Raw genomic sequence first — 20,086 nt, 5'->3', positions numbered from 1 at the left:
GTTACAGAGTACGTCCGGCAATCTGATTAATCTGTGCAATCTGTTGTTGAATTTCGATTTCCAGTTGCAGTAGTTGGTGACGATGTTTATCAGCAACTTCCTGACTACGTAAAAAACTGGTTAAATCCACTCCACCCATATCAAAACTGCGTTGTTGCATATCAACATATTGCTGACTGACCGCATATTGTTCTTTCAATAGCGTCTGTCTCTGTTGCAACGTTTTAAGGGTATCCATCGCGGCAAGCAAGTCAGCTTCAAGCTGACGTTTCTGTTGCTGCTGGGCAATCTGCAAATCGGCTAACTGCCGGCTGGCCTGTGCAATAGCCGGTTGCTGATATTGTTTATCGTTCAAGGCAAAGCTGACGCCCACACCAACGCTGTTGTTGTAGGGATCGGCATGTTCATCCCGTTCACGTTTGACTCCAACAGACAGGCTGGGATGCTGCACATTGTCATACCGCGCATTAGCCATTTCACTGCGTTGTCGGGCAATTTGTTGCTCCAACTCAGCTAATAACGGATGGGCTTTATCAATTTCAGTCGACGCCGGTAAGTTTTCTTCAATCACATCGGGTAATACCTGCTGTCCGGTCAGGTACTGGTACTGATTTAAGCTTTTTTGCAAATCCATCTTTGCTGAAGCCAATTGAGACTGCATTTCCAGATGATGACTTTTTGCCAGCAGAGCTTCTGAGCTGGCTAAATCTCCCCCCTCTACCCGATTTTCAACATTCTTTAGCAAGTTTCGGGCATTGTCCCGTAATGTTTCGGCATGGCGAACTTTGACTGCAGAAAGCATCACTAGCCAGACATGACGTCTTACCTGTGCCGAGGCATCAAGGCGAATCCGTTGTTGATAGTAAGGCAGTTCTGCGGCCAGATGGCGCGACAGATTCTGTTGTTGACGCTTCTCACCGGGTAGCCAAATCGGCATTTCTACTGAAGATTCCCATTCCTGCAGCCCCTCACCACTACCAATGACATCATTAAAATGATTTACCGATAAACTTAAAGGCTCGGCAAATATTTTGCCAGCAAGATCTGCACGACTTTGTGCCAGCGCATCCATGCTGGATTCAGCTTGTCTGGCAGGGTGCTGGCTGTAAACGTAATCCGTCAGTGTTTTCAGCGTGATGGGATCCGCTTCCTCAGCATTAACGGAATAACTGAACAAACTTGAGCTCAGTCCGAATAATAAACACAGCATACGCAGTTTCATGTTCTACCCCTTATTCGGTGGTTTGAGTCTTGCCGTGACGAAGTTTGGCAAAATTTTCGGCAATGCTTTCATGGAACGACAATAATGCCGGAATGACCAGTAACACTAACACCGTGGCAAACATCAAACCAAACGAAATCGATACAGCCATTGGAATCAAAAACTGCGCCTGAGGCGATGTTTCAAATAGTAATGGCGTGAGCCCGCCAATAGTGGTTAAAGAAGTCAATAATACTGCCCTTAACCGTAAAACCGAGGCTTCAATAATGGCATTTTGGGTCTCCAGGCCTTTTTCCCGCAGGTTTTTGAAAAAGGTCACCAGAATAATCGCATTATTGACCACGATGCCCGACAGCCCAAAGATGCCGAATAACGACAGAATGGTCAGATCGATATTGAGTAACCAATGGCCGACCAGCGCCCCAATCAGACCAAATGGAATGGCAGTCATTACCACTAGCGGCCAGCCATACGATGCAAATACCCAGGCCAGAATGATATAGATTAACGCAAAGGCCAGCAGTGTGCCCTGCTTCATATCACCAATGGTATCGGCCTGTTCTTCTGCCCTGCCCTCAAAAACTACCTGGATGCCATAACGCGCCATCAAATCAGGTAGAAATTCTTCCTGTAAATCCGCCAGAATATTGTTGTTATTGGTGACCTGACTGTCTACGGTTGCCGTGACATGTACCGCCAGTCGAGTATCAGTATGCCGCAACACATCAAAGCCGCGCCGAGCGTCAAAGTGCACCACTGAGTCCAGCGGCACACTGCCACCATCTGGCAGGCGGATCATAAAATCGTCGAGTGAGGCCTGAGTATTTCGCTGGCTATCTGGAAACATCACCCGAACTTCAACTTCATCATCACCATCCTGAAAAATCTGTACCAGACGTCCGTCGTAAGCCGAGCGTAATTGTCTGCCAACGTTTTCTACCGTTAACCCCAACACCTCGCCCTGCTCTTTGAGGCGATAAATCAACTGTGATTGACCATAAGGCAAATCATCCTCAATCGCACTCACGCCGGGATAACGCTGTAATACTTCAATAACCTCAGTGGCAGCAGCTTTTAGGTTATCGGTAGTGCCGCCGGTGAGCCGAATATCAATATCACTACCCGGTGGTCCACCGCGACGTTCCGATATGGTGAAGGTTTCAATGCCCGCAGGCATAACGATCTTCTCGCGCCAGGCATTAATAAAGGTCTGATTGCGAACATCACGTTGATCTGGTGAGGTCAGTTCAACCTGTATTGAGGCAAACCGATCATCAACCTGAGCGGCAGACATTCCTCCGGCAGTGCCCGCCGCGCCCAGCTTGCTGGTGGCGACATCAACCAATGGCTGGTCCCATTGCTGATCAGTTTGCTGCAATGTCGCCGTGAGATGTTGCAGAAATTTATCAGACTCACTGCGCGGCGTTCCAGCAACAAAACGGGCATTGGCTAACACCGTGGTGCCTTCAGGGGATGGGAAAAAGTTAAAACTGATGCGACCACCTGCCAGCAAACCAAAACTGATGATCAGTAACGCCATGGCAATACTCACCGTTAAGCCACGATTTTTTACCGCATTGGTGACCAATGGACGGAAAAGATCGTCACGCAGATAATTGAAAGCATTATCCAGTCGTGCACGTATGGCCGAAGGCTTGGCATGATGAATATTTTGAAAACTATGGCGCAGATGCCCGGGCAGGATCAGAAAACACTCAATCAATGAGGCGATAATCACACAAATCACTACAAACGGAATATCAAACAGAATATTACCAATCACACCACTGATAAGCATTAATGGAATAAATGAAGAAATGGTGGTCAGCGAAGAAGATAAAATCGGTGCCAACATGCGTCTGGCACCACCTTCCGATGCTGTCAGTGATGGTTCACCACTCTGATAATGGGCAAATGCATCTTCCCCGACCACGATGGCATCATCAACAATAATCCCCAGCGACATGATCAGACCAAACAGGCTGATCATATTAATACTGCCGCCCAATGCATATAACACCGCTATGGCCGCCATAAAGGAAACCGGTATACCGACCGCTACCCAGAATGCGACGCGCCCATGCAGGAATAGAAACAGAATGCCCAATACCAGCAATAATCCGCCCAGACCGTTTTTTAACAGTAGATTGATCCGCTCTTTAATCAGTTGCCAGCTGGCATCATAGACTTTGAGCTCAACGCCATCAGGTAGTGTTCCGGCTTTTTCATCCAGCCATTTTTCAAGCACCCGTGCGCTTTCCAACGAATCAGCATTTTCAGTGCGTTGTAACTCCAGTTCAATGGCGGGTTGTCCCTGATAAAACAGATTCATCTGTTTACGTAAAGGCCGACGCTCAATTGTTGCCACATCTTCCAGTTTCACTAATCCATTGGCGAAATCGGACTGAACCGGAAATTCAGCAAAAGCCTGCACATCACGCCCCTGATCCAGACTGCGGATCTGCCGTGTGCTTTCATCATTGCCTATTTCACCGGCGGGTAAATCCTGACTCAGCTGGGCAATACGATCAGCAACCTCATCCAGATCCAGTCCCAATGCTTCCAATTTGGTTTTATCCAGCTGAATGGCTATTTCTTCAAGCGGTAATCCGCTGATATTGATCCGCGAGATACCACGGTCCAGCAACTCATGCTCAATATCATGTGCAAGGTAACGCAAGGAGGCCAAGTCGCCGGTTTCACTGGTGATCAGAATGCGCGCCACACTCTCATAATTGGTGACCAGGGTGACTTCAGGCTCTTCACTATCCGTGGGTAAATTGCGGATCTGAGCAATTCGATCCTTGACCTGATCCAGCGCCTGTCCCATATCGCTTTTTTCAACAAATTCAAGCGTGACCCGTGCCATACCGTAAGATGAGGTTGAGGTCATCTTTTTCACATAATCAACACTGCGAAGTTCCTGCTCCACTTGACGGGTAATCGACTCAGCAACGTCCTCGGCACTGGCACCACGCCATTCAATACTGACGCTGATAATATCCAGAGCAAAGGTCGGGAAAAACTGAGTGTTAATACGATTTAATGACAGAACCCCGGCGAGGATCATCACCATCATCAACAGATTGGCCGCAACCCGATGTTGGGCAAAGACACCAATAAAGTCACGTTTCACCGTATTATTCATCTTTAATACTTACGGATAACCCATTGATAGCATTAGGCAATTGAGTAACAATAATCCTATCGCCTTGTTGCAAAGCGTCGCTTTGAATCAGCAAGCGGCTTTTGCCATCCTGATCGGAATAATCACCGATTTTGCTGACGTGCACCGCTTCAAGCTGGTTATTACGAACCCGATAAACCCGATCCAAACCATATAAAGCACTGTAAGGAATGGCTACAGTATCCTGCCGAACAGGCAAATCCAGTTGGGCGCTGACAAACTGTCCTGCGGCCAAGGGCCCCGGATCACCTTGCAGACGGAACAGGCCATCTCGTCCTGCGACATTGGCATTCACTTCACCGCTGAGGCGTTGTAATTCAAATTCATATTGCTGACCGGAAACGTCTGCGGTGGCGGTCAAACGCTGTGTTTCAAGTACTGAATAAATATCCATCAGATAACGCTGCGGAATGGATGCACGCAATTCCAGTTGCTGCATATCATAAAGTGTCATTAAAGCATCACCGATCTGCACCCTGTCGCCCTTGGCAATTTGCCGATTAGTGATTCGACCTGAAAATGGCGCTTCGATAACGGTACGACTCAGATCCAGTTCTGCACGGTCCAGTTGTGCCTGAGCCTGTTGACGGTTTGCCTGAAGCTGGGCAATTCGAATGGGATGATCCTGAATATCAAATTGCCGTTGTTTAAGCTCCAGGCTTTGTTGCGCCTGTAAGGAGATTGACTCATCCAATAAAGCCTGTGACGACAACTGGCTCTGTTGCAACTTTTCGGCACGATTCACTGCCGCTTTGGCCAGATCAACTAATTGCTGTTGTGTACCTAACAAGGCTTGATTGCGTTGAAGTTGCGACTTTTCTGCGTCGATCTGTGCATCAATCAATGCCAGTTCGGCAGCAGCCTGCTCGACCGCCAATTGCGCTTCTCGAGGATCCAGTTCAATCAGCACATCACCCTGTTCAACATATTCGCCATCAAACACATAAACCTCAGCGACATCTGCGGTAACAGCAGCTCGCAAATTAGCCATTTGCGGCGCTTCAAGACGACCATACAACGTTAATGTTGGTGATAATGCGGCAAAATCAATCGTCTGGGTCTCAACCAAGACACCCTGTACCGGACGATCCTGAACCGGAGCCTGGGGACGGGTACTGATTAACGTACTGAATATTACGATGGCCAATGCCACGACCAGCAAAGGGGGTAACAAACGTTTAATCAAAACCCTACTCCGTTAAATTTTCATTGGTGACTTTGGCAGATCACTCCGCTTCTGTCACGATGATTAAGCGTAAAGCATCCAATTTCAGTTCGGCCTGATGCAAATACTGTTGCAGCTGTTGCTGTTGCGACTGCAGCGCTTCAATTTCTACTGGCTTGATATGGGTATTTTGTTCAGCAAGATGCTGCAGACGATTCAATTCATGGTCGGTCAGTTCGGTCATTTTACGGATAGCCTGTTCAATTAACTGTTTTTGATGGTTGTCTGCCATTTTTTTACTAGTGTCAATTAAGTTATCGATTCGGGATCTGGCGACCTGCACCATCTGCTGAGCAGTATGTTTGGGAATGCGACCAGCTTGCTGATTCATTTCCTGCTCCGGCAACTGTTCTTCAAAACACCGGCCATTCTCGTCTATAACAATTCGCAGGTACGATTCCGGAATATACCGCGTAATATTAAACTGCTTCGGTGCAGGACAATGCATCACAAAGGCGACTTCAAGTAACAGACTTCCGGCGGGCACCAGATTACTTTTTAACTGACAGAATGCGGTATTGCCCAGATCAGAACTGATCACCGCATCCATTGCCGACAACACCAATGGATGCTCCCAGCTCAGAAACGCCATATCCTCGCGGGATAATGCTCTGGCACGCTGATAAGTGGCTGTTAAACCGTCTTCTGGCAGATCAATTTCATCACTACGTAACTCATCACCACGCTGCAATATAATACTGTCAGCGCTGTGAGCCTGTTGCTCCACACCGTAAGCATCAAAGAAATCATCCATAAAAGCAGCCAGTTCCAATGGGCTGCTGGCATCGTCTACCTGCATCAGGATCTCTTTTGCCGCGGCTTCATCATAGGAATTCAATGTGAGCAGTCGGTCCCTGCCCTGACTGAGACTTTCGCGTAATTGCTGTTCTGCCTTTTGAGTATCCTTAAGCAATTTGGCAAAGGCTTTTTTGTCTTCGGGATGCCTTAGGCACTGCTCCAGCTGATCAGCAAATTGCTCACGTAATGCGGCACCGGTTTTACAAACCGATTCAAACGCATTTAAACCCTGCTGATACCAGTCCAGCAACAATTGCTGAGCAGTATCCTGATAAAACGGCAGCACGATATTGACGGTATTACGCTGGCCGATACGATCCAGTCGCCCAATGCGCTGTTCCAGCAAATCGGGATTGAGCGGTAAATCAAATAACACCAGATACGAACAGAACTGGAAGTTACGGCCTTCACTGCCAATTTCCGAGCAGATCAGAATCTGTGCGCCCTCTTCATCATCAGCAAAAAAAGCCGCAGCACGATCGCGGGTAATTAACGTCATCTGTTCATGAAATACGGCGCTTCGCACCCCATGTTGCAGACGCAGATGTAATTCCAACTCTTTTGCGGTTTCAGCATTGGCAGTAATTAATAAGGTCTTTTCACCACGGTGCTGTTTCAGCCAGCTCACCAACCATTCAACCCGCGGATCCAGCTCCAGCCAGTCTTCACCTAAAAGTGTTTCGGGTTGTACCAAGTGAGTAAGCTCGCTGTTGGTTTCCGGCAAAAACTGCTCTGGAAACTCCAGTGGATAAGATGTTAACTGCCGCTCAGGAAACCCTTTAACCGTATCGCGGGTATTACGGAATAAAATCCGCCCGGTACCGAATTGGTCAAGAAACCGTTGTTTAGCCTGTTCACGTGCTGCTGCAAATTCATCACTTTCAGCCAGTGCAGATAACAACTCATCATCCAAATAAGGTTTTAATTGGGCTTTTAAACTTTTGTTTTTATCGAAATCACTGGCGGATTCAACCGCCATCAGTTGATCCAGTAACAGACTGATTTGCTGATAATGCTGCTGTTCTTCACGAAATTGCGCCAAGTCATAATAGCGATCCGGATCCAGTAACTTCAGACGAGCAAAGTGACTGTCCATACCTAACTGTTCAGGTGTAGCGGTTAACAATAAAACTGAGGCAATCTGTGCGGCCAGCTTTTCCACCAGTTGATAGCCTTCACTGCTCTGATCTTCATGCCATTGCAGATGATGCGCCTCGTCCACTACCAACATATCCCAGCTTGCCTGCAACACATCTGTTTGCATTTCAGGATGATTTTCCAGCGTCTGTAAATCAGTTAAAACTAATTGTGCACTATCAAAGGCATTGCCCTCGTCTAGTTCAACCAGCGCTTCGTAACGTTCGGCATCAATCACTGTAAAAGCCAGATTAAACCGTCGCAGCATTTCCACCAACCACTGATGCACCAATGCTGAGGGAACGATCACCAATACACGACTGGCCCGACCCTGCATGATTTGCTGATGCATAATCAAGCCGGCTTCAATGGTTTTCCCCAAGCCAACTTCATCGGCCAGTAAAACTCTGCTAGAAATGCGGTTGGTCATTTGTGAGGCAATGTAAAACTGATGCGGCAGACATTGCACCCGAGCACCTAACAGACCAAATACTGGTGATTGATGCAAACGATGGAAATATTGATGAGTACGGAGACGTAGTTGAAACTTGCGGTTTTTGTCTATCTGACCGGCAAACAGGCGGTCTGTGGCCTGACTGAACTGCACAAAACTATCCAAATCCATTTCATGAATGCTGATGGATTCACCGTTTTCAGTCTCACCTTGATAAACAAAACAACCATTTAATGGATGCTTTTCATTGATAGTAAAACGTTCTCCGGTACGCGTTTTCACCTGTTCACCGAGCGGATAATCAACCCGACTCAGCGGCGCATTATTGGCCGCATAACTGCGCTGCTCTTCGGCAGCCGGAAAGGAAATTTCAATTCGTCTTCCGGTGACTTCAATGATGATACCCAGACCTAACTCGGCCTCGCTGTTACTGACCCAACGTTGGCCAACTGCAAAACTTATTTCTGACAAACTGTGCTACCTGATTAATTGCGATGAATTTAGACATTGCCCAACCTGACAGGCGAGCAAAATATGCCGATATGGTAAATTGTCAGGCTGTATTTTCCTATAGTAAATAAGATGTCCAGCCAGTTTTTTATACTTCGCACTCCTTCAATCAGCGAATCGGAAATCAAAAAATCGCGGTTTATTGGTGTGGCCATGCACTGTGACAGTGAACAATCGGCTTTAAAACAGCTTCGGCAATTGGCTGCCCAACATTCTTCTGCAAATCATCTGGCCTTTGCCTGGCGGATCCGCGCAGCGGAAGGGTTTATCACCGAACGTTTTTTTGATGCCGGCGAACCCTCCGGTACTGCAGGCCGACCCATTCTGTCACCGTTACAGGGTGAAGACCTGATTAATACGGTTGTGGCGGTCATTCGTTATTTTGGCGGGGTTAAATTAGGCACAGGAGGTTTGACCCGAGCTTATGGAAATGCCGCCAAACAAGCCATCGATGCGGCCGGCAAGCTTCCCTGGGTAGAAATGGCGCAACTCAGCTTAAAGATTGATTACAGCCAGTTACAAATGCTGGAATATCAGCTTAAACAGATCAAAGGACGAATTGTCGATCAGCAATTTACCGATATGGTCAGAGTGGTAATTGAATTGCCCGCTGAGCATCTTGTCGCAATTCGCGAACAATTCAGTTCGTAAACGTTATCAAACGCTGGTTAATTTCAATGGTACTGAAAGCAAATTGTTGCTCAATGAAATTCAGGCTATTGCGATGATAGAAAAACACATGGGTCATATCGTTTTTGTAATGCCATTTGGCGAAATCAATGCTGTTCTCAAATAGTTGAGTCATGCAAAACAATTTACCACCTGGATTTAACAACGATTTAAGCCGGGCGAATTCCACCGCCGGTTGATGAAAATGTTCAATAACTTCGCAACAGATAATAAAATCATATTGCTCGGATAACACGCTGTTATCCGGATGAAAAACCGGATCATACAGCTTTGTCTGATAGCCTTTTTCAGTAATGATTTTACTGATAACAGGTCCAGGCCCCGCCCCAAAATCCAGACCGATTTTGTCAGAGGTAATTTGGCTTAGAATAGCCTCGGTGATGGGTGAGACAAATTGCTGATATCGTGGATCATCAACATCATTTTCATGGGTCAGGTATAACGCTGTTTCGCTTTCCGTATCTGGCAAATGCTGTTTATCCATCTGCACAGCATGACATTCATCGCATTGCCAGTAATCGCGACCGCGCCAGTTTTGATAAAACGTCACTGGCGCGGCACATAAGCGACAATTATTCTCGATCCACGGGGTCACAACGGTAAAAAGCTGGTCAGCAATCCTATCAAACCACCAAACACGCCACCCCAGACGACGAGCCAGCCCAAATGCTGACGAATCAGATCCTGAATCATCTGCTTGACCATTAAGGGTGTCAGTTCTTCCAGGCGACTATGGACAATAGCGTAAATCTGCCGATATAAATCATCACTGACTGGCCCACTGCTGAGCTTTTCTCGCAGATGCTGCTGAAAATGTTCGCTATGGGCAATATCATTCAATGAGTGCTGCATTTTACGAACAAACGGTTCTTTCAGTGGATTAAGCGCCTTGGCACCGCCAACCATTGATAACATGCTGCCAAATGATGATTCCATAATGGTGGCCACCAGATTATCAAACACCGGATTCAGGTCAGTTTGATCGATGATTTCGGAAAAATCGAGTTGATGGTCACGCTTATCATCGAGCATTTCGCTGACAAAACGATCCAGACTTTGCTGATTGAAGAACTGTTCCATCACCAGTTTTTCAATCGCCGTGCGAAACTCACTAAAGCGCGCTGTAATAACACCGGATCCATACAATCCCGGCACTTTTTCAAACAGCATATGAATGGCCAGCCAGTTCGTTATCCCTCCTGCCAAGGCAAACATTCCCATGGATAAAACCGGTTCACGCCAAGGTGTATCCAACAATAAACCTACGCCAATCACTGCGGCCGCGCAGAGATTGGTTAATAAACTCTTATTCATCGGCAGTTAATTCTATTCAGTCTTTAGTCCAGCGGGTTAATGCTTCAATGATCTGTTGCGCCTGATCGCGGCTGGAGATATTGAATTTTGAACGTTGGCCATACTCACCATTACGTTTTTGATAGCGACGGATCGTATATTTATCAGGACCAAACTCGCCAGTTTTGCGATCCAGATCCTGATAACGGAACATCACGGTCGCCCAGGCACCTTTGGTAAGAACAACCTTATCGAGTTCCTTGACGGTGGTAACATCGCCTTCCTGATAGGTCACCGTTAACTCATCAACTGTTTCTGACATAGTGTTTATATTCCTTTGATTTAATTAAAAAACTGTTTAAGCGCATTGTATAAATGCGAAGTGTCCTGGCTGCCGGCAAGCTCTCGAATCGAATGCATGGCAAAAGTTGGTACCCCTATATCCAGAGTGTGAACGCCCAGATTACTGGCAGTCAACGGACCGATAGTACTGCCACAGCCCATATCCGTTCGCACCACAAAATCCTGCACCGGCACATCAGCCAGTTCACAAAGCTGCCGGAAACGTGCACTGCTTTGACTGTTAGTGGCATAGCGTTGATTGGCATTACTTTTAATCACCGGTCCTTTATTCAGAATGGGACCATGTTGTTCATCATGCCGATCAGCATAGTTGGGGTGAATACCGTGCGCATTATCCGCAGAAATTAATAATGAGTGCTGGATAATTCGTTGATAGCTTTCATTATCCTGGGCCAGACGCTGCAGAACGGCGGGCAAGAAGGTTCCCTGTGCGCCACTGGTCGACACACTGCCGACCTCTTCGTGATCTGTGCATACCAGTAAATTGGCCTTATTTTTCGATCCGGCCAATAACGCCTGCAAGCCAATATAACAACTCAGCAAATTGTCCAGGCGCGCAGCACTGATAAAGTCTTCATTGATACCGACCAGCGCCGACGGCTGGGTATCGTAAAAACAGATTTCGTAATCCAGCACTTTACCCACCGTCAGTTCACCCTGCTCGGATCTGAGCTGTTGCTCGAGTAAGGCACGGAAGTCCGGTTTATCACCCTCTTCGGTTTGCAGCACTATCGGTGGCAGGTGTAGCTGCGGATTAATACTGCGATTCTGATTAACGTCCCGATCCAGATGGATGGCCAGACTAGGAATAGCCGCCACAGGCTTTTTGAAATTAACCAACGCATGACTTAATTGACCATCAGCATCAGCAAAACTTACGCGTCCGGCCATCGATAAATCGCGGTCGAACCAGGGGTTTAACAGAGCTCCACCATATACTTCAACGCCCAGCTGCCAGAATGAATTTTTTACTGTGCCTGGTTGCGGTTTGACTTTTAAACAAGGGCTATCGGTATGTGCCCCCACCATTTGAAAGCCAGCTTCTGCCAAGTTGATATCGGGCAGATTAAACGCAATGATGGAGGAATCATTGCGGGTAACATAATAGCTACCGGTCGATAATGTTCCCCAGCTGTTTTTTTCATTAAGCGGTTTATATCCAGCAGCCTCCAGAGCCGCTTTCATATTGGCGACTGCATGAAACGGTGTGGGTGAAGCATCAATAAAATCAAGTAAACCACGATTGAGGTTATGGGGAGACGTGCTGCTCATGATGAATTCCGGAGTATGAAACTGGACGATATGGTAACGATTTTGTTGCATCAATGTGACAAATTCAGCCGATTGTTTCAATCTTCTATGTTCTGGCCGCGATAAATCCGTTTACTTTTAGGCTTTGAGGACGATTGTTTCTCAACCGGTTGGGAGGGACTGTTAACCCTTTTGATGTTGAGTCTGTCTGCGCCTTTTCAAAAACCAGATGCCCACGATACATACGTTTGGTGTTTGACTGGTTGGCAGAAATTAACTTTTTGATCTTGTCTTAAGAGATAATCCTACACGGCAAATTTTTCTGCTCATTTTTCATGTTGGCTCGTCTGCTCAGCAAACTGTTTAACGTTACTTTGTTGAGTTATTAATCATCGCAGCTATTTGGCTATGACAAGGCCTTATTCTGTATCGTTCTGGGATTTTGATCGAATGATGCGCCGGGCATTACCGCCATGTAAACGACAACGATCAGCCAAAGCGCCCAGCGACCATGCTTCAGGCTGGCGGATCGCCACTGAACGTTTGCACTTCTTCCCGCCTGGTAATCGTGCACCACATGGCGGGCGATAACGTTTGATCTTTTCCCATCCTTCCAGGGTTTGGGTGGCTTTACGAATGACTTTTACTTCCCGGGGTGACAAACTGTTTTGATCGACTGGACGTGTTTTTTCATCAGTATGGCGCCACCAGTAACGCACCACTGGCAATGGTAGTCCAAAACGACGAGCCAAATCATCAGGTTTTCGGTAAATTTCCATCTCCAGCAGCGTCAATGCAGCTTGTTCCAGACGAGTGGTAAATTCGCGGCTTTCTTCAGGTGTCATGCGGGTAAACAGGTGGCTGCAACGCAATAACCTCTTCGGTTAGATCTATATCTTCTGATTCGCTAATAGCCACATTGCGAACAGAAACTCCTGCATCCATCACACTTTGAGGGTCACCGGTAATCAATGGGTGCCATTCTGGTAACGATTCGCCTTCGGCCAGTAAACGATAGGCGCAGGTATCGGGCAACCAGTCAAAAAAGTGTGCCTGCTCTACGCTGAGTTGGATACAATCCGGCACAGTCTTTTGACGATTCGCATAATCCTTACAGCGACATGTTGAAATATCCAGTAATTCACAGGCTACACGGGTGTAATACATCCGTTCATCGGCATCATCTTCAAGTTTATGCAGACAGCATCGTCCACAGCCATCGCAAAGGCTTTCCCACTCGGTATGTGTCATCTGTCCAAGACGTTTATGTTTCCAGAACTCGGTAGATGTTTTATGCTGGTCAGTCATGAATCAATCAGTCTTATTATCTTCGCTGCTCAGTACGCTGATACAGCAATTTGATCCGCAATCTGTATTGGTTGCGGGAGAGTCGGCCAGGCTATGCCTGAACGACTGCCAAGATACCAGATCACTGGCGCTGGCGACACCATTTGAACAAGCACAACTCAAGCAAATTCACAGTGTGGATCTGGCGGTAATCAGCGATTTGACGGAAACTTTGCCGTTACAGGCCGGACAACAATGGCTGGGCTATTTACGCAATTTGCATGCACCACATATCATTTTGATTGCCGATCCTGCGCTGGCGCAAAAACAAGGATGGCAATTTCACGATTATCTGGCCATGGGCCTGCATCATATTGCCGGAACCAGTGATGGTTTACAGGTGTTCAGTTATGCTATTGAAAATTACCAACCCAAGCGCGACTGGCTGAACAGTCGTTTCTGGGCGAATCCGGAAAACTATGACAAATATCGTTGGTAGGTTGTCATCAGATTGTCATCAAATCCCTCTAGTTTGCTTGGGGGTGTCGGGTTACATAAACACTACACAATTACCGCAATTTTTATGTTCAAGCTTATCGTTAATTAACCTTCAAACAAGCCATCAAAATGGAAAACATGGAAACACAAATTGATCTGAATAGCTCCGACCTTTACTTGAATCGTGAGTTGAGTCTGCTGGAGTTCAATTGGCGCGTATTACAACAAGCTCTGGATCCCAGTGTGCCATTGCTGGAAAGACTGAATTATCTGTGTATTTCCAGTACCAATCTGGATGAATTTTTTGAAGTACGAGTGGCCGGTCTGATCCAACAGATCGAAATTGGCGATCCCTACCTGGAAGCTGATCAAATCAGCGCTCAGGAAGCATTAAGGTTGATCAGCATACGTGCCCATGAATTGGTTGATGAGCAATATTCAGTACTTAACAATGAATTATTACCGTTACTGGAGCAGGAAGGTATTAAAGTCCTGCCAAGGCCGATGTGGACCAGTGAACATAGTGCCTGGCTGGAACAGTATTTTCGTGATGAAATTCAACCTATCCTCAGCCCTATTGGATTGGACTCCTCACATCCATTTCCCCGATTACTCAATAAAAGTTTAAATTTTATTGTATCGATGGATGGCAAAGATGCTTTTGGCCGCAATATCGGTTTTGCCATTTTACAGGCCCCTAGAGCGCTACCACGGGTGATCCAGCTGCCTCCGGAGTTATGTGAACCGGGTCAATATCACTTTGTGTTTTTATCATCAATTATTCATGCGTTTGCCGATGATTTGTTTTTTGGGATGAAGATCAAGGGCTGTTATCAATTTCGCGTTACCCGAAACAGTGATTTAGCCATTGATACAGAAGAAACCAGTGATTTGCTGGCAACCATTGCAGATGAATTGACGCATCGTAATTACGGTGACGAAGTACGACTTGAGATTGCGCATAACTGCCCTGAAGAAATGGTTAATTTCCTGCGTGACCAGTGTGCAATGCATCAGGATAACGTCTATTTGGTCAATGGCCCTGTGAATCTAAGCCGTTTGCAGGCTTTGCATTCAATGGTTGAACGTTCGGATTTGAAATTCAAACCCTTTACTCAGGGACGACCAAATGGTCTGACGTCAGAGGTGGAAATCTTTGGGCTGTTAAAACAGAAGGATGTTCTTTTACATCATCCCTTTCAATCCTTTACCCCCGTCATTGATCTGATCAAACAGGCGGCTTCCGATTCCAGCGTGCTGGCTATCAAACAAACCCTGTATCGTACAGGTGCTGTTTCACCCATTGTCGATGCATTGGTTGCCGCCGCTCACGGCGGAAAAGAAGTCACTGTGGTTATTGAGTTGCGGGCGCGTTTTGATGAAGAAGCCAATGTTGCGTTGGCATCCAAGTTACAACAGGCGGGTGCTCATGTCGTCTATGGCATTGTTGGCTATAAAACCCATGCCAAAATGTTGCTCATTCTGCGTCGTGAAAATAATAAATTACGTCGTTACGTCCATCTGGGTACCGGTAACTACCATCGTAGTACTTCTCGTATTTATACCGATTATGGATTATTGACCTCAGACAAACAGATTGGTGAAGACGTTAATAACCTGTTTATCCAGCTCACCAGCTTGGGGAAAATCCCCAAAATGCATAAATTAATGCATGCACCATTCAATCTGCATCAAGGTTTACTGGATAAAATTAATCGGGAAATTGCTCACGCTGAAGCCGGCAAAAACGCGCATATCATTGTTAAGGTCAATGCATTGGTTGAACCTGAAATGATTAATGCCTTCTATCGTGCGTCCATTGCAGGTGTTAAAGTAGATTTGATTGTACGTGGTATCTGCACATTAAAACCGGGGGTTGCAGGCGTTTCGGAAAATATCCAGGTGCGAGGCATCATTGGTCGTTTTCTCGAGCACACTCGGGTATTTTATTTCGAAAATGGCGGCGATTTTGAAGTCTGGGCAGGTAGTGCCGATTTGATGAAACGTAACCTGCTACGTCGAGTCGAGACCTGTTTCCCAATTGAGTCAAAACGCCTGCAAAAACGAATTATCGATGATCTGAATCTGTACCTTACTGATAATACTCAGGCGTGGGTTTTATCGGCTGATGGTCGCTATCGGCGTGCCCCCCGCAACGAAGGAGATGCAATGATCAGTGCTCAGAACACGCTTCTGGAACAATTGGCGAAAACCAATTAATCATGCAAATAATCGCATTTTTTAATCTGAAAGGTGGTGTGGGTAAGACCACATCTGCAGTAAATATTGCCTGGCAAGCCGCAAATGAGGGCATTCCTACGCTATTATGGGATTTGGATCCGCAAGGTGCTGCCAGCTGGTTGTTGCAACGCAAAAGTAAATCTAAAGCGGAAGCCAAAAAACTGTTGTCAGGCAAAACCCCGATTGGGGAATTGGTCAAGAACACGGATTATCCGTTGTTGGATATTATTCCGGCCGATTTTTCATTCCGGCAAATGGATTTGGACCTGGCAAAAGCTGGGGATAATAAAAATCAACTGGCAAAACTGTTAGCCCCGTTTGGTGAAAGCTATTCGTTAATTGTTCTGGATTGTCCACCCAGCTTTTCGGAATTAACTGAACAAATGTTTACTGCGGCTGACGTAATTTATGTGCCGATTATTCCCAGCCATTTATCGATGCGAACATTTGAACAAACGCGTGACTTCTTCAAAGAAAACAATCTTAAACCTAAACGTCTGCACGCTTTTTTTACCATGGCAGATCGCCGTCGCAGTCTGCATCGAGTAATGCTGGCTCATCCGCCTAAAGTTTTAAAACACGGATTGCAAACAGCTATCCCTTATGCCGCCGTAGTGGAAAAAATGGGTGAAGTCAGAGCACCTTTGGCGGCTTTTGCGGCAAATTCAACAGTCAATAAAGCCTACCAGGCATTGTGGCAGGAAATTAAACTCACGCTTGATAGCTCAAGCTGATTTTTGCATTCGCCAGCAATAATGAATTTTTGAATTACGTTCAAAATCAATTGGTAGCGTAGCTTTGCTAATATCTTTTATATCCAGAGCTTTCAATGCCGATGCATTCAGTTTGAAATCACGGCGATTGGTTGAAAAGAATATTTCACCGCCAGGATTCAACATGCCTGCCACCTTTTGCAGCATATCGCTATAGTCCCGCTGAATATCAAACACCCCTTCCATTTTGTTGGAGTTGGAAAAGGTCGGCGGATCAACAAATATCAAATCAAAACGTAAATCCTGCGTTGCAGGCTCATTTAACCAGGCCAATACATCCGCACGAATAAATTGATGCTGCTCACCAACAAAGTTATTCAATTGCATATTATCTCTGGCCCAGCCAAGGTAAGTATTTGACATATCTACGGTGGTAGTCGATTTAGCGCCGCCTGCAGCAGCATAAACCGTCGCACTGCCGGTATAGGCAAACAGATTCAGAAAGGCTTTGTCTCTGCTGTTTTCAGCCAGCATCTGCCGGGTGATTCGGTGATCCAGAAATAATCCGGTATCAAGGTAATCCGTTAGATTAATCCAGAAGCGAAGATCATTTTCCCGTACTTCAAAACGCTGACGTAAAGCCGCCTGTGACTCATACTGATTAGAACCACGTTGTTTCTGACGTAGCTTTAGCGCAACTTTATCGTCCTTTACACCCAACACAGCCGGAATGATTTGCATGACTTCATCCAGACGTTCACTGGCTTTTAACGGATCGATATCCGCTGGCGGTGCATATTCCTGCACATGAACGTAATCTCCGTAGACATCAATAGCCACAGCATAATCGGGTAAATCAGCATCATAAAGCCGGTAACAATCCAGCTGGTTTTTGCGTGCCCATTTGGCTAAATGCCGAACATTCTTTTTTAATCGATTAGCGAACATCTCCGCTTGTGGAGAAACATTTTCCACCACCGATGAACTAACAGCAGGTTTTGCTTTGGTTTTCGGCGTTTTATCCCACGGTGAAGGTGAAGCTGACATCTCCTGTTGCACCGGTTTGGCATCACGGCGTAATGGTTTGGGGGCACGATATGACAAGACTTCACAGGCAATCGGGCCATTGTCAAAGGGCTTGCTGTCAAATAGAGTGAGGCCGGTCAATTTACCCAACTGGGCGTTGTCGGTAATAATGGTCGTTCGCCATGCCGGTAAATGGTGATTCACTAAATCACCAAGCGCTTCGTAAACATTATGTAACGAAGCGGCATCACCAATACGTTGCCCGTAGGGTGGGTTTGAAACCACTAACCCAACGTCAGGTAAGGTTTGAGCGACCGTCGCCCAGTTCTGCAGATCACGATGGATAACCTGAATACGATCACTCAGTCCGGCGGCTTCAATATTGGCTTGGGCCGCCGTAACGGCAGATTTATCCTCATCCCCGCCCATTATCATCGGCAATCGCGCCAGTCCACTGAGGCGTCTTCTTTCAGCATCCGCTTTTAATTGCTGCCAGGCAGCCTTGTCATGCTGCTTCCAGTAGAGAAAACCAAAATAATCTCGCTGTAAACCGGGTGCAATATCGGCTGCCATCAATGCTGCTTCGATCAAAAAGGTACCACTACCACACATCGGATCCAGCAATGCCCAACCTTCACGGGCAAGCTTTGACCACTCAGCAGACAATAATATGGCTGCCGCCAGATGTTCCTTTATCGGAGCATTAGTCTGACTGACACGATAGCCGCGTTTATGTAAACTTTCGCCGGATAAATCAATACTGACAATCGCCTGATTATGTTTAAGATAAACATTTACCCGCAGATCCGGTTGATGCAAATCTACAGATGGTCTTTTACCCGATAAATCACGTAATCGATCAACGATGGCATCTTTAACTTTCTGCGCACCAAACTGGGTATGATGGATTTTCGAACGGAAACTATTGAAATCAATTGCCAGAGTGGTGTCTTCAGCATCGATATGCTCTTCCCAGGCGTACTCTTTAATCCCGTTATAAAGCTGATCGGTGGTTTCGGCGGTGAAATGAGCGATTGGCATCAGCACTCTGACTGCGACGCGTGACCATAAACAGACTTGATAGGCTTCTTTAAGGCTACCGGTGAAACGTATGCTGCCCGCCTCTGTTTTGTATTGTTTAATACCGATTTGTTTGAGTTCGGTTTCCAGCAACGGCAACATGCCACGTGCTGCGGTGACGGTGAACTTGTGTTTAGTCATGAAACTATCCTGATATAATCACAGCATTTTAATACAGGTAGCACTTCACATGGCAGTCAATGATAAACAACGTCGATATCTGAAAGGATTGGCCCACCCGCTAAAGCCCGTAGTAATGATTGGTAACGCGGGTCTTACTGAAAACGTACTGGCTGAAATTGAAAATGCTTTGGCCTATCACGAGCTGATTAAAGTCCGAGTCAGCGGCCAGGAAAAAGCTGATCGCAAGCAAATGCTGGATGAGATCGTGGAAAAAACCGGTGCAGATTTAGTCATGGTCATCGGTCATATTGGTGGTTTATATCGCCCGGCTGATAAACCCGTCATTCAGTTGCCGGGTTAATTAAAGGGATAATTCATCTTGATACAAAAACCCGCTGAAACAGAACAGAAACTTGCTTCCATTATTGCTGAGCGATGGAGTGGCAAGGCTTATGATGCTACGCAGGCGGTTAGTGATGACATCATCATGGCACTTTGTGAAGCTGCATTATGGGCCCCCTCCTGCTACGGCGAAGCACCATGGCGTTACGTTATCTGTAACAAAATCAAAGACGAAATAAGCTGGCAAAAAACATTGGATTGTCTTGCTCCGGGCAATCAGCAATGGGCGGTAAATGCACCGTTATTGATCGTGACGGCATCCCTGCCCCACTTCACTCACAACGGCAGCGAAAACCGTTGGAATGGATATGATACTGGCGCGGCCAGTCTTAATTTATGTTTGCAATCAACCGCATTCGGTCTGATGTCTCATCAGATGGGTGGATTTGATGCTGATAAATTACGAGAGGCTTTAGCCATACCAACCACTGTAAACCTGTGGTCGGTAATTGCTGTTGGTTATCCTGCTGCGCTGGATACGTTGAGCGCTGAAGCCTTAGAACGGGAACTAAAAGCCAGGCAGCGGCGTCCTTTAAACGAACATTTTTTTGAAAATCGCTGGACCGGTTAAAACATATATCAATGA

At 46.5% G+C, this 20,086-nt stretch carries 17 protein-coding genes; 6 read left to right on the top strand and 11 right to left on the bottom strand.

Annotated features, from left to right (window positions below; all coding sequences use genetic code 11):
- Position 1: 1 nt before the first annotated feature.
- The 4 genes from Q7A_RS09425 to rapA are packed head-to-tail and all read right to left on the bottom strand — an operon-like array spanning position 2 to position 8,494.
- Positions 2–1,222: a TolC family protein gene (locus tag Q7A_RS09425; RefSeq protein WP_014707118.1), complete on the bottom strand. Its 1,221-nt coding sequence runs from the start codon at positions 1,220–1,222 to the stop codon at positions 2–4.
- Positions 1,223–1,232: 10 nt separating this feature from the next.
- Positions 1,233–4,370 (bottom strand): efflux RND transporter permease subunit, encoded by a 3,138-nt coding sequence (locus Q7A_RS09420; RefSeq protein ID WP_014707117.1) that lies wholly within the window; start codon positions 4,368–4,370, stop codon positions 1,233–1,235.
- The gene (locus Q7A_RS09415; RefSeq protein WP_014707116.1) at positions 4,363–5,595 is read right to left on the bottom strand and encodes an efflux RND transporter periplasmic adaptor subunit; all 1,233 of its coding nucleotides are present in this window, start codon (positions 5,593–5,595) and stop codon (positions 4,363–4,365) included. Before Q7A_RS09415 ends, Q7A_RS09420 begins: the two co-directional genes overlap by 8 nt.
- A 40-nt stretch (positions 5,596–5,635) precedes the next feature.
- The gene (gene rapA, locus Q7A_RS09410) at positions 5,636–8,494 is read right to left on the bottom strand and encodes an RNA polymerase-associated protein RapA (protein ID WP_014707115.1); all 2,859 of its coding nucleotides are present in this window, start codon (positions 8,492–8,494) and stop codon (positions 5,636–5,638) included.
- Between the two features lie 111 nt (positions 8,495–8,605).
- On the opposite strand from rapA, the gene Q7A_RS09405 reads away from it, so the two are divergent.
- Positions 8,606–9,184 carry a YigZ family protein gene (locus Q7A_RS09405; RefSeq protein ID WP_014707114.1) on the top strand — a complete coding sequence of 193 codons (579 nt, stop codon included), beginning with the start codon at positions 8,606–8,608 and terminating at the stop codon, positions 9,182–9,184.
- Here Q7A_RS09405 and Q7A_RS09400 read toward each other — a convergent pair.
- From Q7A_RS09400 to Q7A_RS09375, 6 genes are all read right to left on the bottom strand, one after another.
- Complete coding sequence (locus Q7A_RS09400) at positions 9,174–9,773, bottom strand: class I SAM-dependent methyltransferase (RefSeq protein ID WP_014707113.1); 600 nt, start codon at positions 9,771–9,773, stop codon at positions 9,174–9,176. The genes Q7A_RS09405 and Q7A_RS09400 overlap by 11 nt on opposite strands.
- 41 nt (positions 9,774–9,814) lie before the next feature.
- Positions 9,815–10,537 (bottom strand): hypothetical protein, encoded by a 723-nt coding sequence (locus Q7A_RS09395; protein WP_014707112.1) that lies wholly within the window; start codon positions 10,535–10,537, stop codon positions 9,815–9,817.
- Between the two features lie 16 nt (positions 10,538–10,553).
- Positions 10,554–10,838: a hypothetical protein gene (locus Q7A_RS09390; protein ID WP_014707111.1), complete on the bottom strand. Its 285-nt coding sequence runs from the start codon at positions 10,836–10,838 to the stop codon at positions 10,554–10,556.
- Positions 10,839–10,858: 20 nt separating this feature from the next.
- Positions 10,859–12,151: a M18 family aminopeptidase gene (locus Q7A_RS09385; RefSeq protein ID WP_041355107.1), complete on the bottom strand. Its 1,293-nt coding sequence runs from the start codon at positions 12,149–12,151 to the stop codon at positions 10,859–10,861.
- Between the two features lie 398 nt (positions 12,152–12,549).
- Positions 12,550–12,975, bottom strand: coding sequence for a hypothetical protein (locus Q7A_RS09380; RefSeq protein ID WP_014707109.1), 426 nt, complete (start codon positions 12,973–12,975; stop codon positions 12,550–12,552).
- Complete coding sequence (locus Q7A_RS09375; RefSeq protein WP_014707108.1) at positions 12,965–13,438, bottom strand: YcgN family cysteine cluster protein; 474 nt, start codon at positions 13,436–13,438, stop codon at positions 12,965–12,967. The genes Q7A_RS09380 and Q7A_RS09375 overlap by 11 nt, the downstream gene beginning before the upstream one ends.
- On the opposite strand from Q7A_RS09375, the gene Q7A_RS09370 reads away from it, so the two are divergent.
- The 3 genes from Q7A_RS09370 to Q7A_RS09360 all read left to right on the top strand — a co-directional run bounded on the left by Q7A_RS09370 (position 13,437) and on the right by Q7A_RS09360 (position 16,890).
- Positions 13,437–13,916, top strand: a complete 480-nt coding sequence (locus tag Q7A_RS09370) for a DUF6231 family protein (RefSeq protein ID WP_014707107.1) — start codon at positions 13,437–13,439, stop codon at positions 13,914–13,916. The two genes, Q7A_RS09375 and Q7A_RS09370, sit on opposite strands and share 2 nt — an antisense overlap.
- A 137-nt stretch (positions 13,917–14,053) precedes the next feature.
- A complete protein-coding gene (gene ppk1, locus Q7A_RS09365; RefSeq protein WP_014707106.1) occupies positions 14,054–16,135 on the top strand; it encodes a polyphosphate kinase 1 in 2,082 nt (693 codons plus the stop codon).
- A gap of 2 nt (positions 16,136–16,137) precedes the next feature.
- The gene (locus Q7A_RS09360) at positions 16,138–16,890 is read left to right on the top strand and encodes a ParA family protein (RefSeq protein WP_014707105.1); all 753 of its coding nucleotides are present in this window, start codon (positions 16,138–16,140) and stop codon (positions 16,888–16,890) included.
- Here Q7A_RS09360 and rlmKL read toward each other — a convergent pair.
- Positions 16,882–19,116: a bifunctional 23S rRNA (guanine(2069)-N(7))-methyltransferase RlmK/23S rRNA (guanine(2445)-N(2))-methyltransferase RlmL gene (gene rlmKL, locus Q7A_RS09355; protein WP_014707104.1), complete on the bottom strand. Its 2,235-nt coding sequence runs from the start codon at positions 19,114–19,116 to the stop codon at positions 16,882–16,884. The genes Q7A_RS09360 and rlmKL overlap by 9 nt on opposite strands.
- Before the next feature lie 49 nt (positions 19,117–19,165).
- On the opposite strand from rlmKL, the gene yhbY reads away from it, so the two are divergent.
- Both yhbY and Q7A_RS09345 read left to right on the top strand, forming a co-directional pair.
- A complete protein-coding gene (yhbY, locus tag Q7A_RS09350) occupies positions 19,166–19,459 on the top strand; it encodes a ribosome assembly RNA-binding protein YhbY (RefSeq protein ID WP_014707103.1) in 294 nt (97 codons plus the stop codon).
- Between the two features lie 18 nt (positions 19,460–19,477).
- Positions 19,478–20,071, top strand: coding sequence for a nitroreductase family protein (locus tag Q7A_RS09345; protein ID WP_014707102.1), 594 nt, complete (start codon positions 19,478–19,480; stop codon positions 20,069–20,071).
- Positions 20,072–20,086: the final 15 nt, after the last annotated feature.

This window comes from Methylophaga nitratireducenticrescens, assembly GCF_000260985.4.
Lineage (GTDB): Bacteria > Pseudomonadota > Gammaproteobacteria > Nitrosococcales > Methylophagaceae > Methylophaga > Methylophaga nitratireducenticrescens.
Note: the sequence above shows the minus strand (reverse complement) of the source record. Positions and strands in the feature narration are given on the sequence as shown.

What these genes read in the sequence shown, in the direction of transcription:
- Q7A_RS09390 (WP_014707111.1), bottom strand. Translation starts at nt 10,838, where the DNA reads ATGTCAGAAACAGTTGATGAGTTAACGGTGACCTATCAGGAAGGCGAT.
- Q7A_RS09385 (WP_041355107.1), bottom strand. Translation starts at nt 12,151, where the DNA reads ATGAGCAGCACGTCTCCCCATAACCTCAATCGTGGTTTACTTGATTTT.
- Q7A_RS09420 (WP_014707117.1), bottom strand. Translation starts at nt 4,370, where the DNA reads ATGAATAATACGGTGAAACGTGACTTTATTGGTGTCTTTGCCCAACAT.
- Q7A_RS09425 (WP_014707118.1), bottom strand. Translation starts at nt 1,222, where the DNA reads ATGAAACTGCGTATGCTGTGTTTATTATTCGGACTGAGCTCAAGTTTG.
- rlmKL (WP_014707104.1), bottom strand. Translation starts at nt 19,116, where the DNA reads ATGACTAAACACAAGTTCACCGTCACCGCAGCACGTGGCATGTTGCCG.
- Q7A_RS09370 (WP_014707107.1), top strand. Translation starts at nt 13,437, where the DNA reads ATGAATCAATCAGTCTTATTATCTTCGCTGCTCAGTACGCTGATACAG.
- Q7A_RS09375 (WP_014707108.1), bottom strand. Translation starts at nt 13,438, where the DNA reads ATGACTGACCAGCATAAAACATCTACCGAGTTCTGGAAACATAAACGT.
- Q7A_RS09405 (WP_014707114.1), top strand. Translation starts at nt 8,606, where the DNA reads ATGTCCAGCCAGTTTTTTATACTTCGCACTCCTTCAATCAGCGAATCG.
- Q7A_RS09395 (WP_014707112.1), bottom strand. Translation starts at nt 10,537, where the DNA reads ATGAATAAGAGTTTATTAACCAATCTCTGCGCGGCCGCAGTGATTGGC.
- ppk1 (WP_014707106.1), top strand. Translation starts at nt 14,054, where the DNA reads ATGGAAACACAAATTGATCTGAATAGCTCCGACCTTTACTTGAATCGT.
- yhbY (WP_014707103.1), top strand. Translation starts at nt 19,166, where the DNA reads ATGGCAGTCAATGATAAACAACGTCGATATCTGAAAGGATTGGCCCAC.
- Q7A_RS09380 (WP_014707109.1), bottom strand. Translation starts at nt 12,975, where the DNA reads ATGACACCTGAAGAAAGCCGCGAATTTACCACTCGTCTGGAACAAGCT.
- Q7A_RS09360 (WP_014707105.1), top strand. Translation starts at nt 16,138, where the DNA reads ATGCAAATAATCGCATTTTTTAATCTGAAAGGTGGTGTGGGTAAGACC.